The sequence below is a fragment of the Endozoicomonas numazuensis genome (genome assembly GCF_000722635.1).
In the GTDB taxonomy this organism is placed as follows: domain Bacteria; phylum Pseudomonadota; class Gammaproteobacteria; order Pseudomonadales; family Endozoicomonadaceae; genus Endozoicomonas_A; species Endozoicomonas_A numazuensis.
Window position 1 is genome coordinate 1,645,618 of the sequence record NZ_JOKH01000001.1, and the last position, 16,452, is coordinate 1,662,069.

The following is a 16,452-nucleotide window of genomic DNA, read 5'->3' on the forward strand; positions in this document are numbered from 1 at the left end:
ATTTACAGATAGGGCGGTAAAGGAATACAGATTATGTCTATGGTTCCACGCGGCAAGGAGCGCCGCAGCATTATGCGTCACCAGTTGAATGAGTATCTGACCGTGTATAACAGAAACACGCTCAGGGAAATGGGCAGTATTGGAAATATCAGCAGTAATGGTCTGATGCTGATCAGTACGGTACCGGTTCTTATCGGAGCCGTTTACAGTATGAGAATTATGCTGCCCGGACGCGATGAAGAGAAAAACTTTGTTGACTTTGATGCCCGGTGTCACTGGTGCAAACCCGATGTGGGTCCGGAGTTTTTTGATTCGGGGTACAGTATTGTCAATGCAGGGCATGATATTATTGATCTGGTTGAAGCACTCAAGGAGTACTTTTCTTTCACTGAGTGCTGATAAGTTAAGCGGAGAACAAAGTCGTAAATCTTTCTGCGTTTTGTTTTCTGCATTATCATCGCCCTGAGTGCAAAGAGAATTGAATGTTCAGCCAGACTACCGGCCGTTATCGGATACCAGATCTCTCATCAGGCGCTTCTTTTGAGTGGGAAACGGAGGTCAAGCGAAGCCGTTTTATCGCTTTCTTTTCCAGGGTTTCATCTCGAGCGGAAGCTCTCTCCTTTCAAAAATCCCTGAGACATCAGTTTCCTGATGCTTCTCATCATTGTCTGGCTTTTATTGCGGGGCCTCCCGAGGGGAATACTGTCCTTGGGTTTGATGATGACGGTGAGCCAGGTGGTACCGCCGGAAAGCCCATGCTGAATGTTTTGCAGCATCGTGAGATCGGAGAAGTGGCAGTGGTCGTGGTACGCTATTTTGGTGGTATTAAACTGGGCGCGGGAGGCCTGGTTCGGGCTTATGGTGCATCTGTTCAAGCAGGTTGCGAAGTATTACCCCTGATCCAGTGTGTACCAATGATTCAGGGAACTGCTGTTCTGGATTATGCTAATGAACAGGTGTTTCGACATGTACTCGAAGCGGTAGCAGGCAAGATTATCAAATGTGATTATACCCATGAAGTTGTTATCTTGATTGAGCTTCCCGAAGTCTCCAGAAATAATTTTACGTCCAGGATTACCGAATCCCTGAAAGGGCAGATTACATTGTATTGGCAGGATTGAGCATGCTGAGAAGCTTTTACTGGCACGATTATGAGACCTTTGGAACAAACCCTGCAACGGATTGGCCCTGTCAGTTTGCGGGTATTAGAACCGATGCTGATCTGAATGAAATCGGGGAACCTCTCAATATATTCTGCAAACTGCCACTGGATCATCTGGCGCATCCTATGGCTTGTATGGTGACAGGTTTGACGCCTCAGGTCGTGAATAAGAAAGGCATGGTTGAGCCTGAGTTTATACGCCAGATTCATGGTGAGATGATGCAGCCCGGAACCTGTGCTGTGGGCTACAACACCCTTCGTTTTGACGATGAGGTGACCCGCAATAGCCTTTATCGCAACTTTTACGATCCCTATGCCAGAGAATGGCAGAACGGTAACAGTCGCTGGGATTTGATTGATCTGGTCAGGCTGACCGGAGCGCTGAGACCCGAAGGTATTGTCTGGCCAAAAAGAGAAGATGGGTTTAACAGCTATAAACTGGAAGAGTTAACTCAGGCAAACGGGATTGATCATGGCGACGCTCATGATGCATTGTCTGATGTGAGAGCAACGATTGCTCTGGCTCGACTGATACGAGACAAACAGCCCAAGGTCTTCAACTTTATCCTGAACCTCCGCAACAAGAGAGACGTTGCTCAGCAATTGAATCTGATAAAAAAAGAGGCCGTAGTTCATATCTCCGGTATGTTTGGTGCTGACAAACATTGTCTGGCAGTGGTTATGCCTCTCGCCCTGCATCCGATTAATCGTAATGGGGTGGTTGTTTATGACCTGTCAGTATCGCCTGAAATACTGGTAGACCTGACGGTAGAACAAATTCAGGAACGACTGTTTTCTTCGGCAAAAGAAGGGCAGGAAAGAATTGCTCTGAAAGTGCTGCATACCAACAAGTGCCCTGTGGTTGCGCCATTGAAAGTGGTTAGGCCTGATGATCAACAGCGACTCGGAATTGACCTGAAAGCTTGTTTGGCAAACAGAGATTGGTTGCTACAACACCCTGAAGTGATGCAGAAGGTGCAACAGGTGTTTGCCTCACCACCCGAAAATGTGATTAGTGATCCGGATCAGATGATTTACTCAGGAGGTTTTTTCTCTGAAGACGATAAAGAGCGGATGCAGGTTATCAGGTCTTCTGAGCCTTCCAGTTTGATGAAGCTGGGTTTTTCTTTCGATGATGCTCGTCTGGACGAAATGTTGTTACGTTACCGCGCCCGGCATTATCCTGAGACATTGGATACTGAGGAGAAAGGTATGTGGGAATCTTATCGGAAGCTTCGATTATCAGATGATGACAGCCGGATTCTAGGCTTTAAAGCTTTTTGGCAGGCTATGGATGAAGCCCGAGGGACGGCTTCTGTCGCACAGCAGTCTTTACTTGATGAACTGACCGATTACGTCAGGGGATTGGAGTCATCGGTTGACTGAAATACTTTAAACAGCGGCAGCAATTTCCCTGCTGATTATCTGGTTGAAGTGTTCTGCCAGTCGACCGTAGATGACAGGTTTTTCAATATAATCAACAGCACCTGCCTTGATGACCGCTACAGCAGTGTGCAGATCATTATGGTGCCCCAGAACGATAACCGGAATATTATGCTCGCCTTCGTTCAGAGCTTCCAGAAGCTGCAGGGCTTCCTTACTTTCTTTTTCATTCGCAGCAATGATGCAGTCAGGAGTAACATCCTGCATGGCTGTCAGCAAGTCTCTGTTGTTGTTGAAACATTCCAGTAGCATAGATTTTTCATCACACAGACTACGGATGGTGTCGGTAACATTCGTATCTTGTTCCAGTAAATACACGGTAACTTTTGTTGCCAAGCTCATAGGGACGGCCTTGATGGTCAATTCAATAACAGTACTTGAGTCGTCAGTCAGGGACGTCTGCTTCAAAGGGTAATCGGGTACCCTGCAGAAGCTGGGATCTCTGCTGTAACTCATGCTCTGGAAGAAGCACCCGTTTTTATAAAAACAGATAAATCCAACAGAGCGTTTTCAGGCAACGAAAGAAAATATCCAGTTGCAATAAGGCAGATGATTTTTCTGAAGTTATTGGGGGTGTTGTTAATAAAGTATTCAGGAACCCATTGGGAGCTGAATATATACCCCCACTTCAGAAAAAAATAACGTCTGCCTTCAGCTCTCTGATAGCGTACTAGGAGTTTAGGATTAGACTCAAAATTGCTGAATGGAGGGATGTACTAGACGTTGTACGGGGACTACCTAAAAGGCAGCGCAAGGCTTCGCAGCGAATAGAGAAATAATTGAAGGGTGTAGAACTGGCGTGCTATTGACTAATAAGACCGTGTGCCAACACCTAGAAGTGGGGTGTTGATCCGGGGCGTTATCCAGAAAGGGTGCCCCGGGGATTTGATCAGACCTTGAAGTTAAACTCGCCTTCCAGGTGATCTTTAACCTGCATGACCTGACGTACCAGGTGAGCCAGAGATTTAGTACCCATTTTCTCCATCACTCGAGAGCGGTGGATTTCTACGGTTCTTTGGCTCAGGTTGATGTCAGCAGCAATAACCTTGTTCGCCTTGCCTTCAACGACATGATGAAGTACTTCACGCTCACGGTCAGTCAGCGTAGATAGGCGACGAAGAATCTCTTTATGCTCAAGCAGCTCACGACGCTGCTGCGCATCCAGTTTCAAGGCGTCGTTAATCAGGTCCAGAAGTTCCTGGTCGCGGAAAGGCTTCTGGATAAAGTTCATTGCGCCATCCTTGATGGCCTGAACGGCCATAGGCACATCACCGTGTCCAGTAATAAAAATAATAGGCAAAATGCAGTGCATTTCATTGAGCTTACTCTGAAGCTCAAGCCCGCTCATTCCTGGCATGCGAATATCCAGAACGATACAGCCTGGGCGATTCTCATCATAAACTTCCAGAAACTCTGCAGGCGATGAAAACGCTTCTACTGTCTGGCCAACTGAGTTCATCAGCATTTTCAGCGAATCACGCACAGCCTCGTCATCGTCGATGATGAAAACGGTGGGCTCCTGCTTCATATCCTGTTGCTGCATAACGACTCCACTGTAACTATATAAAAGTTGCCGTAAACGGATTATCAATCAAACGCCGTCAGGCAGGAGAAAATTTGCGAAGGTAGAACCACATCATTCATTCTTTTGCTTGCTTAACGGCTGTGGAATTCGATCTCAGTGTAGCAGAGGTTTTTAACAATGCCTTGGAGGAGCTGAGCTTCATAAAAGTCTCTTCTGTGTATTGCTTTGTTTACCCGCTTACAACTTACACTGACTGGGCTTCTCTGCCTGGATTTCGGTGGACAGGTACTTGCACACTGCAACTCAGTATACTGAGTCTGCTTTTTCGATGTCCGATATTTCCAAGTCGTCATTACGTTTGAATGGTTCAGAAGATTTCGCTTTCTACTGATGGCCTCACGGAATCCGCAATCTTATAGAAAAAATTATACATTCCAAGTGGTAAAACTACTGTCAATGTTTATTAAGTGTGGGTAAGCAGCTAGAAAGGTAGGTTTTAGTCGACATTTAGTCGACAAAAGATGCGGTAAGTTGCGTGCCCCAAGGGCGGTCAATGGATTTTGTAAGACGATTGTTTTTGGGGGTGGGAGTGATTCCTGGCTCCTTTGTTGTTTGAGTGAGAGGAAGTTAAACAAAAAAACCGCACCTGTTACAGTGCGGTTTTTCTTACGCTAAGGACAATGATTGTCGACTGATTTTAACGATCAGTGAATCTTGCTGCTCAGATCCAGAGGTGCAATCATATTTTCTGGTTTCAGGATTTCAGTCAGCTGCTCATCTGTCAACAGACCTTCTTCTTTAACCAGATCTACCACACGACGACCTGTCTTTATGGCTGTCTTGGCAATGCGGCTGGAGTTCTCGTAACCCAGGTATGGGTTCAGAGCAGTCACCAGACCTACAGAGTTGTAGACGTAGTCCATGCAAATGTCTTCGTTGGCAGTAATGCCTTTCACACAGCGGTCAGACAGCATAAACATACCGTTGGTGAGCTGCTGAATGGATTCCAGAATCTTGTAAACCAGTACAGGCTCAGCGTAGTTCAGCTGCAGCTGGGCAGCTTCAGAAGCCATAGTAACTACCATGTCATTGCCGATAACGTGGAAAGCAATCTGGCTCATGGCTTCAGGGATTACCGGGTTGACTTTACCTGGCATGATTGAAGAACCTGGCTGCATTTCAGGCAGGTTAATATCGTTAAAGCCACACAAAGGACCGGAAGAGAGCAGACGCAGGTCGTTACTCATCTTGGACAGCTTGACAGCCATACGCTTCAAAGCACTGGAGAAGATTACAAACGCACCCATATCAGAGGTGGCTTCTACCAGGTCTCCCGCCAGAATCATGTTCTGACCAGAAATCTCAGACAGGTATTTAACTGCCAGTGGTGCATAGCGATTGTCAGCTGTGATACCGGTACCGATAGCCGTACCACCCAGGTTGATTTCGCACAGCAGCTTGGCCATATCCTTGATACGGTCAATGTCTTCACCAATGGTGGTGGAGAATGCGCGGAATTCCTGGCCCAAAGTCATAGGTACGGCGTCCTGAAGCTGGGTACGACCCATTTTCAGAACATCTTTAAATTCTTCTGCTTTAACATCGCAAGCATTCTTCAAGCTCTTGGCTGCTACCACCAGCTCGTTGTGCTTCAGTACCATGGACAGACGCATAGCCGTTGGGTAAACGTCGTTGGTAGACTGAGCCATGTTGACGTGTGTATTCGGATGCAGGTGTTCGTACTGGCCACGACGATAACCCATCAATTCCAACGCACGGTTGGCAATCACTTCGTTAGCATTCATGTTGGTGGATGTACCGGCTCCACCCTGAATCACGTCGACAGTGAACTGGTCATGCAGTTTACCTGCAATAATTTCGTCACAGGCATCAGCAATGGCGTCCGCTTTAGCGGCATCCAGCATTCCCAGGTCACGGTTAGCCATTGCACAGGCTTTTTTTACCATGGCCAGGGCTTTCGGGATGTTCGGGAAGTGGTTCAGTTTGACACCGGAGATGTTGAAATTCTCCAAGGCTCGCTGAGTCTGGATGCCATAGTAAGCTTCCTGAGGTACAGGTGCTTCACCCAGCAGATCGTGCTCGATGCGGTATTCGTTCAGATCAGTATTATCCAGTGCCATTGAGGTATCACCATAAATAAGGGTATTGGCAACAAGAGGTGGAGAATCTGGTTAATCGCCACCTCAAAAAACAGGGTTAGTCTGTTCCTGCTTAGAACTTCCAGCAATATGAAATTCTACCTATCAAACTATTACAAATGTCATCATTTAGGATATTAATAACTATCGATAACAGGTGATAAAGCCTGCCTTTGGCTATTCTTCTAATAGAATGTCAAAGGCTTATTGCTAATGTTACTGAACCATATTCCAGGTTTACTATTCAGCCCCAGAAATGAATGGTCTCTAATTCGTTCCCGGTTTGATCAGACAACCCCTCTGGCGGTATTGAGAGATTTACTGATTCTGTCTTCAGTGCCCGGAATTTGCTCATTCTTCGGCGCAGTTTACTTGGGTTGGTCTGCTGCAGGTGTGACTCCTGTCAGAGTTTCAGCAGAGAGTGCTGTGCTGATGGCATTTTTTTCCTGGCTCGCCATTTTTGCTGCAGTCATCATTATGGGGTTTTTCATTCACTGGATGGAAAAAACCTATGGCTGTCACAGAAATTACATGGACTGTATCTGTTTTTCTGTTTATGTCTCAGTCCCTCTTTGTTTGACCGGAATCGGTGGCCTCTACCCTTCTATTCCTCTAACAATGCTGTTGATTTTGGCAGGAATTGGCTGGTCTGCGTGGTTGCTGTATCTGGGGACGCCCCTGTTTATGAAGATACCAGAAGAGAGGGGCTTTCTTTTTGCCAGCTCCATTGTCTGTGTGGCGTTAGTCATGCTGGTTTCTATGAAAGTGGTCACAGTCTTTTTCTGGGAGTTAGGACTGGGACCAGAATTTATTCCTGATTAAGGAGTTAGAGCAATGGACGGCAGCAAGCTCCCAACGGGCATCCAGCCCACTTCAATAAATCCTCATGCCACATCATCAGATGTGAGTGAGACGGAAGAGGTCAGGCACAGCAGTCGTCTGAACAGAGCCGTCAGGTCTATCAAGAATGTTCTGAAGAAATTGCCCGGGCGAGGTCATCGGGCTCCTCGCGCTGTTCCCCTCCAGCAACGACAAGTTGCTTCAGTCAGTCAGCCTGTGCCAAAAATGATGCCGGGTAATACTCGTCCTCATGCACAGGCTGACACTATCTTCAAGCAGGTAGGGGATGTCTTTGCCAAGGTGGAAATGGGCCAGGGAGACAGTCCTGAGGTACAGCGGGCCTATCAGCAGGCAAGAAACCAGTATGAGAGTGCAGCGGTTTCTGTTGCTAAAGAGGTGCTCAGTGAAGCCAGAGGGTTGCCTGATAGCGGTGAGCTCATCCTGGAGATGAAAGACTTTATCAATCAGCATGAGCAGAAAATCCTTGAAATGGATGAGCCTGTGACAGAAGAGATGGTAAAGGACCTCAGAGAACTTCCGCATCGGCTGCTCAATGAATTATCTCTGCGAAATGTCGACAGGGAAGTGGCGGGTGACGTGTTCAAAGCCCATTTGCAAGGGAGCAGGGACACTCAGACCTTGTTGAATCATTATCAAATGCCTGTATCTGATTCTGAAGTTGCTGTGCCGGGAAGCACTCACGATCACAAGGAGTTGTTTAAGTTGCAAAAATTGCAATTTAGTTCAGCCAGGGGGGTCGTGAAGCATGAAGTGCAGGTGGCTCTGGGAGAGGGGCGTGCAGAGGATGCAGCCCGGCTGACCAAGCTGGATAGGCAGTTATTGAATGAGTTAAGAAGACTGCAGCAGACAGTGCAGTTGAAAGGCGATGAGCCTGTCAGCAAAGAAGAGATGCACAAGGCTAAGGAGCACTATCCCAAAATTTTGCAGGATGCTCTGGTTTCAGCAGGTGTGGATAAGCAGACTGTGGCAAAAGATTTCAGGGCTGCCTATGTGGAGCAGTTGAATAACCGACCATGGAAAACAATAGAAAAGTCTTTTTCATTGGCGGGGGTTGATTATAACTCCAGACAACAGCCAGCGGCTGAAATTAAAGTACCAGAGTCCGCGCAAGGAGACGTTTCTCGCCTGTATGACAAAGATTATGAGGGGTGCGGAACCAGCTGTGTTGATACGAAGAATACAGATCATGCCTCGAATTTGAATCGCAGCGACTTTTCCATCAATGACAGGCATGTCTATACCGGAATACGCCATGGTATTGCCGATCCATATGGTATCAAGGGAGCCCCGGATCTTAAGGCAGAAGGTGGAAAAACAAAGGCTAAGGAAGTGCTTCTTTCTGCGCTGGCTACCCGTCCTGATATTTTTGAAGCGGCTTTGGCCGCGACAGAAGGGGGTCCTGTTCCTACCTTGATGACGACATCAACTTCGTTAGTAACGACAGGCCTTGGGTCCAGTAAAGAGAAAAAAATGCAAAAGGCCCAGAATGAGGCTTTCAAGCACTTTACCGATCCATCCAAACAGCCAATCACACTTGAACTTCCAGGCCCGGATGGGCAGGTCAGAAAAATCAAACTTAATGTCAAGCAGGCACGTTTTAATATTCCGGTTAACTGGGGGGGAGTCGGTGGCATTTCTCTATTGACGGGTGGTCGGAAGTTCCAGAAAAAGATGAACGATCCTGCTATGGAAATGCTGGTGGGCAAACCGAATAAATCGGGTATTCCTGGTGGTATGGCAGCTGATTTTCTCAGAGCAACGTCGCAAAAGAATTCGGCCATCAGAGAACAAATAAGGGATGCCAAAAGCGCAGGTAATATGGAAAAAGCCTCTGAGTTGAATGTCCAGCTGGATCAGTTGAACAAAGATCATCGGTCGGTGCAGGATCTCACGGCGCAGATTCAGGAAATCTACAGAAAGGGTAAGCATCACCACCATCATCATGATGCATACAAACTGGCTGCCAGAGTGGCTTTACTGACTCATATGGTAGGTGGTGTGCCTTTATCAAACTGCAAGAGTGGTAAGGATAGAACGGGTATGCTGGATGCTGAAATCAAATTTCTTGCCGCCAGAATTGATCAGGGTACCGGAGAGGTTCCAAAACCAGGGCCTATTAAGGATCCAGCCGATAGAGAATTGTTTCAGAAGATTCTTCAGGAAAGTGGCAACCTTGAAGTTCAAGAGCAGAATGTCGGTGTCCGTGGATATAAGACTGAGGGCGTTAAATCGATTACTGAGCGAGTCGGTGACTCAGCTATCCGTGAGGAAATTCGCGGTCTGTCTAAAACTGTAGGGTCTTGATTGATCTTTATCGGTTTGCGTTTTTTTTGAGTTTTTTTTGAGTTTTTTTTGAGTTTTTTTTGAATAGGTGGTCGAACTGATAGTAATAAATTTTCTCTTATAAAAATTGAATGAACAGAGGCTCTCTACTGGAGGGGGGGTATTAATAGGCTATAGGCCGATAGAAAACAGATCTATTCAAACTGACCCTGTTTCTCTTTGAGATCTTCAACCCAGCGGAAAACTTCTGCTACTGGTTCAATCAAGTCACTGGGTATGTAGCTGGCAATGTCGGTATCAAACAAGGCGTGAGCCAGTGGAACGTTTTCCATGACAGGTATGCCTTCTTTATCTGCAATTTTCACGATAAAACGTGCCCGTCCACCCCGGCCTTTTACAGTGACAACAGGCAGGGGTGTGACATCCTGTTTATAGTGCAGGCCGATAGCCAGGTGCGTTGGGTTTTTGATCACGACATCTGACTTTTTGGTGTTTTCAGCTTCGTTAAGAATTTCCTGATGAATCTCTTTCCGCTTACCTTTGATTTCGGGACTACCTTCCATCTCTTTGTACTCACGCTTTACTTCATCTTTAGACATCTTGTTTTGCTTGGTGAACTGCTGCTTTTCGAAGAGAAAATCCAGTACTGATATCACTATGAAAGCGGCAATGGCATAAATCAGTAGTTTTTTCATCAAGATCCCAACCACAGGGAGAATGCAGCTACTACCACAGTAGGGAAGGTTAACCATATCACCAAGGCTGCCCTTGATAACGAAGTAAACAACGATGGAAAGAAAAACGATTTTAATAACAGACTTGAAAAATTCCACCAGGTTTTTGATGGCAAAAATTCGTTTGAAGCCTGCGATAGGGCTGATCTTCTTGATATCAGGTTTTATGGATTCGCCGGCTAACAGAAAGCCAAACTGCATCACATTACCAATGATGGCGGACAGCATGGAAACCATCACCAAAGGCAGCAAAAGTTCAATGGATTTTTCAAGAATTCCCTGGGTAACTATCTTGAAAGCGTCGTTAAAGTCTTCGTTATAGACAGTAGCAGGGAGGATGACCATTTCCTGAATGGTTGTGAGAAACATTTCACTCATAAACCAGATAGTGCAGACAACGGCTATGATACCAAAGGTGCTGGAGACCTCTTTACTCTTGGCCACTTGTCCTTTCTTGCGGGCATCGCGCAGTTTTTTAGGTGTGGGTTTCTCTGTCTTTTCACCGCTCATTTCCAGAGCTCTCCCACGGTCCTGAAAATCATGGGAATGCCTTCGTCATGCTTTTTGGCCAGTTTGAGAATGGTGCTGACGTAGACCACCAGTATGGCTGCGGCCACACCGGATTTGATGGGCATGGCCAGAATAAATACGTTCAGCTGGGGGGCTGATCGGCTGATCAGTGCAATGCCGAATTCAGTGATGAACATAGAAATAACAACAGGAGCAGCGAGCCACATGGCCAGTCCAATAATCAAGTCAAACTGGTTAAGGAAAAAGATCGATGCTTCAGGATTCAGTTTGGGGTAAAAACTGAATACGGGCCAGGCGTCGTAACTGATAAACAAGCTTTGCAACAACAATAAAAACAAGCCACTGACCATAAAAATGGCAGTGAAAGCCTGGGAGAATAATACTCCCATGGGAGAGGTTTCTGCGCCCGACAGAGGGTTCAGGGCGCTCGCCATAGAAGCACCCCGTTGGTTATCGATAAAAAAGCCTGCAGACTCCAGTGCCCAAAATGGGATAGTGATGCAAAAGCCGATAATGGCGCCTATAAAAGCTTCTTTAAGGACAATGCCTGCCGTGGCATAGATAGTGATGGTTTCATCGGGCTTATGCTCTGCCAGCATGGGGTGAAGAAAGAGAATCAGGCAGGCGCAAATGCCATTTCGCATCATGGCACCACCCAGCATTCGTTTGTGCAGGAAAGGTATCAGAGTGAACAGGGCAACAATCCTGGGCATGCCCATGGTGAAAATATAAAACCACTCTTTAAGCTCATCAATTGGGATGATCATGGTGTTCTGTCCGGTTAGAGGTCCGGTATTTTGTTCATGATCGCCAGCGAGTAGTGATAGATCTCAAGGCCAAGCCATCGTGCTGTTGCAAAGATGCTGATGATGACGGCGATCAATTTAAAAGCAAAAGGCAGAGTCTGTTCCTGAATCTGGGTCAGAGCCTGAATTAAACTGATCAGCAGGCCCACGCCGGCAGCCGCGATAATGGGAGGCATTGAGAGAATCAGTGTCAGCATTAACGCCTGAGCTGTTAGCTGGATGATGTCGGAATCTACCATGTTCTTATCCCTTGAAGCATTAAGTAGCCTCTAGGAGGCTGACCGAGAATAGCGTCCGAGCATAAAATTCAGTAGAACGAGTCAGCTTTTTCACTGAATTTGTGCGAATAGTTGACCTATTTAAGCAAATTCAGTGGAAAAGATGGCCGTTCTTTCTGGATTTTAGGCCGGGCTGTCTATTCTCGGTCAACCTCCTAGCCGTAGCTCAGAATCAGCCCCTGGATCAGGCGAGTCCAGCCGTCCAAAAGGACAAACAGCAGCAGTTTGAAAGGCAGTGAAATTGTCATGGGGGATACCATCATCATACCCATGGCCAGCAAAATGTTTGAGACGATTAAGTCAATGACTATGAAAGGTAAGTAGAGTAAAAATCCGATCTGGAATGCTTTGGTCAGTTCCGTAATACAGAATGAAGGCAGCAGTACTATAAAGTCATCTCCAGAAAGCTCTTGCTGATATTTTTTTGGCCAGAGCAGGCGGGCTGACTTCAGGAAAAAATTGCGTTCATTTTCATTGGTGTTGTCTTTCAGGAACTGTTTGTAGGGTGCACTGGCCAGCTTGACGGTCTCAATCCAGGAGAGGTCATCAAAGTTGAGCTTTTCTGGCTCTAAAATTTCATAGGTCTGATAACCTACGGGTGCCATGATGTAGAGCGTCAGTATGATCGCCAAAGCATTCATGGCAATGTTCGGAGGAATCTGCTGGAGACCCGTGGCGTTTCTGAGAATGGAAAAGACCACCACCAATTTCAGGAAAGAAGTGCCCATTACTGCCATGAACGGGATCAGCGCCATCAGTGCCAGTGGCACCATTAAATAAAATGGGCTGGTAAGATTCAGTATGCCGCTTTCCATGCGGGAACCTGCTTAACTGGATTACTGCCGGGTTGTTAGGGTTTAGCCCTGAAGTCTGGCTAAGCTATTTATTCCTGGCCAGATTCCTTGCCTTTAAGTTCTGTGATCCGGGCTCCGAGTCGGCCTTCTATTTCTACCAGTTGGCATTTCCCAATCAGTTGACCATTGGCCCTGATTCTTACGGGTGCTTCCAGTGGGTTACTGAGTTGGAAGACATATCCGGGAGTGAGATGCTGAAGTTCTGCGAATGTCAGCTGTTGCTCACCTACTTCGAACATCAGAACCACGGGCAGATCATGAAGGTCAATCGGGGCCGCAGGTGCTTCCGGAGTTTCCGGTGCTGCTTCCTGGGGCATAGGCTCTTCATGCTCAGCGTGCTCTTCGGCAGAATATTCTTCCATAGCCTGAAGCCTCTGTGAAATAGTGACCCGGGTATCCTCAAGAGTGCCGAGAAAAGCAGCATTCTTTTTGATTCTTACAATCACCTCTGAATCACCGACATGATTTTCAAGAAAAACAATGTCGCCTTTTTCCAAGTGATTGAGTTCGCTGCGCGCTAACACGGTACTGCCTTTTTGCAGGGACACCCATAAAGGTATATCGGGCAGTGAGATGGATTGATGAGGTGGAATTGACTTTAATAAATTCTCAATGACCTGAGAGTGCTCAATCTGAATTCTTGAATGGATGTTTTCGGTTTCAAGATCCACAGCAATTAACGTGGCGTCTGTTTGCTCAGCTGGCTTGAGGTGATTAAGCGTGACAGACTGGCCCAGCATCTGGCTCAGGAAATTGAAAATGGGAGCCAGGCTGCTGGAAATAGCCGCTGCACGAAGGTCGTCGGGTAGTTTTTTAATAACCTGATGGTCAAGCTTGTTGGGCAATAAAAAATCCAGGACCTGGTGGCCCAGATATAATTTACTTGGATAGCCAGCCAGCTCAACGTCTGCTTGCCAGCTGGAAGTCTGGTGGTCAAGGCCAGCAAGGGACACGGTGAAATCTATGCCATTCAGGTTAATCTGGTAGCAGGTTTTACGTTGGCACAGGAGTTGGCCCAACTGAAGTTCAGTTGCTGATACTGACTCAAACTTCAGTGGTATCGCTTCCATTACTTTTTACCTGTTAGGGGCTGTTGAGGTTTTTTCTCACTCAGCAGTTCCTGGTTCAGGAGTCATCATCTTCCTGTTCTTCTTCACCCACATATTCCTGCTGTGAACGACCATCATTTTGATCTCCGCCCCCGCCGGACATGTTGATATTGACCTGTACTTTCTCTCCGAGCTTTTCCAGGCTTTTCATCAAGCTGGCTTCGTTGGCTACCAGGAAGTTATGGGAATCAGCCGAAGAGGTGTTCATGGTCACTTGCAATTCACCTGAAACTCTTTGAATTCGAATTTCGGTACCAGGTAATATATTATCCTTCAGGGTGATGCGTACTTCAGCGCCTTCAATAGCGTCTTTTGAAGACACCATGATCTTATCAACCAGCTTATTGATCACTTCGTTGATTTCTTTGGGTCCGCTAACAGCCTGAATACTTTTGAGTTGAGCTTCAGCGGCCTGCTGGGTTTCTCTGACCTGACCTATAGCTTGCTCATTGCCTTCAAGCAGGGACTTCATGGCGCCTTCTTCCTGGCCCTTTTGTCCTTCCCGGCCACCGCCCTGATCCTTGAACTTACCTTCCAGAGCTTCTTTGGCAGACTTTCTCCGCTCTGCCATCAGGCTTTCCAGACTTTGATCGTCCTTGGATTCCCCTTTGGCGCTCTTCGGATCTTCTTTCTTTTTCATCTTCTTGGAAAAGTCAGAAGCCTGATCTTCAGAAACCTTTTGGCTTTGATTCTGAGTCGGTTGGCTATTGTTGGTATTTTGCTGAACATTCTGATTCTGATTGGTCGGCTGCATGGTTCGCCTCCTGTTTATTATGAAAATGCCTTTGATCAACGTTCCTGCCAGTAACGTGGCTGGCATTTTCTGCTCATGGCTGATTGTCTGAGCGCCCTAGAATTTTGGGCGAACAGTAAATTCTTCCATCTCCAGGTCTTCGAGGCGAGCAGCTTCTTTAGCGGCGTCCTCGTCCAGAACCTTGGTGAACTCTTCAAACTTTTCCACAGCCTGCATGGCCTTCATGTGCTTATCACGGGCCTGCTCGAGCTGTTCTTTGGCCTTAACGACATTTTGTTTGGCTTCGTTGATGGCCTGTTCCAGCAGTACATCCTTTTCACGCATCTGGGCCACCTTTGCTTTCAGCTGATCCAGATCGTTCTGCTTTATCTCGGTATTGATAATGTTATCGTAGAGCCGTTGTTCTTCTTTACATCGCCAGTCAATGTACTCTTCCAGCTCCTGCTCTTTGTTTTTGACTTCTAGCTGAGCTTGTTCAAGGCGGTACTCGCATTTACGAACTTCGTCCCGAGCAGATCTTTCCCTGATCTGCTTGACTTTGAGCAGCTCGTGAAGCATTCAGGTTAGACTCCAACTACCTGACGCAACTGCTGAATAGTGGCGTCATAATCGTTCAATTCATCTGTGCGTTGCTTTAGAAAAGTCCGGATAGCATCAATTTTCTGTAAAGCTTCATCGGCCACAGCATCGGATCCGGCTTTGTATTCACCGACTTTCACCAGTAGTTCTATCTCTTCAAACTTGGCGAGAAGCTCTCTGAGCTTACCGGCAGCAGCTTTATGTTCTTCCGGGGTGATAGCGTTCATGACACGGCTGGCACTGGATAAAACATCAATGGCCGGATAGTGGTTGGCTGCAGCCAGCTTTCTTGAAAGGATGATATGACCGTCCAGTATGGATCGGGTTTCGTCCGCCACGGGTTCGGTCATATCATCACCTTCTACCAGCACGGTGTAGAGCGCTGTGATTGAACCTGTGTCCGACATGCCGGCACGCTCCATCAGTTTGGGAAGGGTGGCAAATACTGAAGGAGGGAAACCCCGACGAGTGGGAGGCTCGCCGGCCGCTAATCCTATTTCACGCTGGGCACGAGCAAAACGGGTGACAGAATCCATCAGCAGTAAGACTTTTTTGCCTTTATCCCTGAAATATTCTGCAACGGCCGTGGCTGTGTAGGCAGCCTTGGCTCTTTCCATGGAAGACTTATCTGAGGTAGCAACAATGATTACGGATTTCTTAACCCCTTCCGGGCCCAGGTCATGCTCAATAAATTCTCTGAGTTCCCGGCCCCTTTCACCGATGAGCGCCAGAACGGTTACATCGACCTCCGCTCCTTTGACCAGCATCGAGAGAAGCGTACTTTTACCACCACCGGCCGCTGCGAAAATACCCATCCGCTGACCTTCACCGCAGGTGAGTACTCCATCCAGAGCTTTCAAACCAAGTGGCAGGGGCTTATCAATAATCCTGCGAGTCATCGGGTCCGGGCTGTTGGCATAAACCGGGTACCAGGTTTCTGGCTCTATGCCATCAAAGGCCTTTGGGTTTAAGGGGTTGCCCATTCCATCCAGTACGTGACCAAGAAGGTGACTGCCAACACCTACATGGTGAACTTTGCCAGTGGGAATCACTTCTGTGGTAGAGGAGATACCCATGATTTCGCCCATGGGAGATAACACTGTTTCATGACCCTGAAAGCCAACAACTTCGGCGTATCCGGTTTTTTCATCGTTGGGAGTCACCAGCTCACAGAGCTCGCCGATTTTTACCCCGGGAACGGCTGCTTTAATGATCATGCCCTGAACTTCGGTCACACGACCACGGATATCCACTAACCGGCTGCTTTCGACGGCACCTTGCAGAGCTGAAGTGAGGTAGTTAAGTGCTTCGGCCACGATCCCTGTCTCCTCTGCCACTCATACTGTTATTTTAGGGGGCTGATCTGCTGGAAAT

The 16,452-nt window shown here is 47.2% G+C and carries 16 protein-coding genes; 5 read left to right on the forward strand and 11 right to left on the reverse strand.

Annotation, left to right across the window (positions count from 1 at the left end; translation table 11 throughout):
• Positions 1-33: 33 nt before the first annotated feature.
• The 3 genes from GZ78_RS07175 (at position 34) to sbcB (ending at position 2,548) form a co-directional block, all read left to right on the forward strand.
• On the forward strand, positions 34-399 hold the full coding sequence (locus GZ78_RS07175) for a PilZ domain-containing protein (RefSeq protein ID WP_034833812.1): 366 nt from the start codon (positions 34-36) through the stop codon (positions 397-399).
• An 83-nt stretch (positions 400-482) separates the two neighbouring features.
• Complete coding sequence (locus tag GZ78_RS07180) at positions 483-1,121, forward strand: YigZ family protein (RefSeq protein WP_081869703.1); 639 nt, start codon at positions 483-485, stop codon at positions 1,119-1,121.
• A 2-nt stretch (positions 1,122-1,123) separates the two neighbouring features.
• The gene (gene sbcB / locus GZ78_RS07185) at positions 1,124-2,548 is read left to right on the forward strand and encodes an exodeoxyribonuclease I (protein WP_034833814.1); all 1,425 of its coding nucleotides are present in this window, start codon (positions 1,124-1,126) and stop codon (positions 2,546-2,548) included.
• Positions 2,549-2,554: 6 nt separating this feature from the next.
• On the opposite strand, the gene GZ78_RS07190 is transcribed toward sbcB, so the two are convergent.
• From GZ78_RS07190 to aspA, 3 genes are all read right to left on the reverse strand, one after another.
• Positions 2,555-3,061 carry a response regulator gene (locus tag GZ78_RS07190; protein WP_034833816.1) on the reverse strand — a complete coding sequence of 169 codons (507 nt, stop codon included), beginning with the start codon at positions 3,059-3,061 and terminating at the stop codon, positions 2,555-2,557.
• Positions 3,062-3,494: 433 nt separating this feature from the next.
• Positions 3,495-4,148, reverse strand: a complete 654-nt coding sequence (locus GZ78_RS07195; protein WP_034833817.1) for a response regulator transcription factor — start codon at positions 4,146-4,148, stop codon at positions 3,495-3,497.
• Positions 4,149-4,834: 686 nt separating this feature from the next.
• On the reverse strand, positions 4,835-6,271 hold the full coding sequence (gene aspA / locus GZ78_RS07200) for an aspartate ammonia-lyase (protein WP_034833819.1): 1,437 nt from the start codon (positions 6,269-6,271) through the stop codon (positions 4,835-4,837).
• A 231-nt stretch (positions 6,272-6,502) separates the two neighbouring features.
• Here aspA and GZ78_RS07205 point away from each other — a divergent pair, with 231 nt between their 5' ends.
• Entirely contained in the window at positions 6,503-7,111 is a 609-nt protein-coding gene (locus GZ78_RS07205) for a Yip1 family protein (RefSeq protein ID WP_034833822.1), read from the forward strand.
• A gap of 12 nt (positions 7,112-7,123) precedes the next feature.
• Entirely contained in the window at positions 7,124-9,454 is a 2,331-nt protein-coding gene (locus GZ78_RS07210; protein WP_034833824.1) for an inositol phosphate phosphatase SopB, read from the forward strand.
• A 173-nt stretch (positions 9,455-9,627) separates the two neighbouring features.
• Here GZ78_RS07210 and sctU read toward each other — a convergent pair whose 3' ends face one another.
• The 8 genes from sctU to sctN all read right to left on the reverse strand — a co-directional run bounded on the left by sctU (position 9,628) and on the right by sctN (position 16,394).
• Positions 9,628-10,677: a type III secretion system export apparatus subunit SctU gene (sctU, locus tag GZ78_RS07215; protein WP_034833826.1), complete on the reverse strand. Its 1,050-nt coding sequence runs from the start codon at positions 10,675-10,677 to the stop codon at positions 9,628-9,630.
• On the reverse strand, positions 10,674-11,465 hold the full coding sequence (sctT, locus tag GZ78_RS07220; protein WP_051785906.1) for a type III secretion system export apparatus subunit SctT: 792 nt from the start codon (positions 11,463-11,465) through the stop codon (positions 10,674-10,676). Before sctT ends, sctU begins: the two co-directional genes overlap by 4 nt.
• A gap of 14 nt (positions 11,466-11,479) precedes the next feature.
• Entirely contained in the window at positions 11,480-11,743 is a 264-nt protein-coding gene (gene sctS / locus GZ78_RS07225) for a type III secretion system export apparatus subunit SctS (protein WP_034833827.1), read from the reverse strand.
• A gap of 194 nt (positions 11,744-11,937) precedes the next feature.
• Positions 11,938-12,597: a type III secretion system export apparatus subunit SctR gene (gene sctR / locus GZ78_RS07230; protein WP_051785907.1), complete on the reverse strand. Its 660-nt coding sequence runs from the start codon at positions 12,595-12,597 to the stop codon at positions 11,938-11,940.
• Positions 12,598-12,665: 68 nt separating this feature from the next.
• A complete protein-coding gene (gene sctQ / locus GZ78_RS07235; RefSeq protein WP_034833828.1) occupies positions 12,666-13,706 on the reverse strand; it encodes a type III secretion system cytoplasmic ring protein SctQ in 1,041 nt (346 codons plus the stop codon).
• Between the two features lie 55 nt (positions 13,707-13,761).
• Complete coding sequence (locus GZ78_RS07240; protein ID WP_034833829.1) at positions 13,762-14,499, reverse strand: type III secretion HpaP family protein; 738 nt, start codon at positions 14,497-14,499, stop codon at positions 13,762-13,764.
• Positions 14,500-14,595: 96 nt separating this feature from the next.
• The gene (gene sctO / locus GZ78_RS07245; RefSeq protein WP_034833830.1) at positions 14,596-15,057 is read right to left on the reverse strand and encodes a type III secretion system stalk subunit SctO; all 462 of its coding nucleotides are present in this window, start codon (positions 15,055-15,057) and stop codon (positions 14,596-14,598) included.
• A gap of 5 nt (positions 15,058-15,062) precedes the next feature.
• Positions 15,063-16,394, reverse strand: a complete 1,332-nt coding sequence (gene sctN, locus GZ78_RS07250) for a type III secretion system ATPase SctN (protein WP_034834433.1) — start codon at positions 16,392-16,394, stop codon at positions 15,063-15,065.
• Positions 16,395-16,452 lie beyond the last annotated feature (58 nt).

Excerpts from the sequence above, each read along its gene's own strand:
- GZ78_RS07175 (WP_034833812.1), top strand. The coding sequence starts at position 34 with ATGTCTATGGTTCCACGCGGCAAGGAGCGCCGCAGCATTATGCGTCAC.
- GZ78_RS07180 (WP_081869703.1), top strand. The coding sequence starts at position 483 with ATGTTCAGCCAGACTACCGGCCGTTATCGGATACCAGATCTCTCATCA.
- sbcB (WP_034833814.1), top strand. The coding sequence starts at position 1,124 with ATGCTGAGAAGCTTTTACTGGCACGATTATGAGACCTTTGGAACAAAC.
- GZ78_RS07190 (WP_034833816.1), bottom strand. The coding sequence starts at position 3,061 with ATGAGTTACAGCAGAGATCCCAGCTTCTGCAGGGTACCCGATTACCCT.
- GZ78_RS07195 (WP_034833817.1), bottom strand. The coding sequence starts at position 4,148 with ATGCAGCAACAGGATATGAAGCAGGAGCCCACCGTTTTCATCATCGAC.
- aspA (WP_034833819.1), bottom strand. The coding sequence starts at position 6,271 with ATGGCACTGGATAATACTGATCTGAACGAATACCGCATCGAGCACGAT.
- GZ78_RS07205 (WP_034833822.1), top strand. The coding sequence starts at position 6,503 with ATGTTACTGAACCATATTCCAGGTTTACTATTCAGCCCCAGAAATGAA.
- GZ78_RS07210 (WP_034833824.1), top strand. The coding sequence starts at position 7,124 with ATGGACGGCAGCAAGCTCCCAACGGGCATCCAGCCCACTTCAATAAAT.
- sctU (WP_034833826.1), bottom strand. The coding sequence starts at position 10,677 with ATGAGCGGTGAAAAGACAGAGAAACCCACACCTAAAAAACTGCGCGAT.
- sctT (WP_051785906.1), bottom strand. The coding sequence starts at position 11,465 with ATGATCATCCCAATTGATGAGCTTAAAGAGTGGTTTTATATTTTCACC.
- sctS (WP_034833827.1), bottom strand. The coding sequence starts at position 11,743 with ATGGTAGATTCCGACATCATCCAGCTAACAGCTCAGGCGTTAATGCTG.
- sctR (WP_051785907.1), bottom strand. The coding sequence starts at position 12,597 with ATGGAAAGCGGCATACTGAATCTTACCAGCCCATTTTATTTAATGGTG.
- sctQ (WP_034833828.1), bottom strand. The coding sequence starts at position 13,706 with ATGGAAGCGATACCACTGAAGTTTGAGTCAGTATCAGCAACTGAACTT.
- GZ78_RS07240 (WP_034833829.1), bottom strand. The coding sequence starts at position 14,499 with ATGCAGCCGACCAATCAGAATCAGAATGTTCAGCAAAATACCAACAAT.
- sctO (WP_034833830.1), bottom strand. The coding sequence starts at position 15,057 with ATGCTTCACGAGCTGCTCAAAGTCAAGCAGATCAGGGAAAGATCTGCT.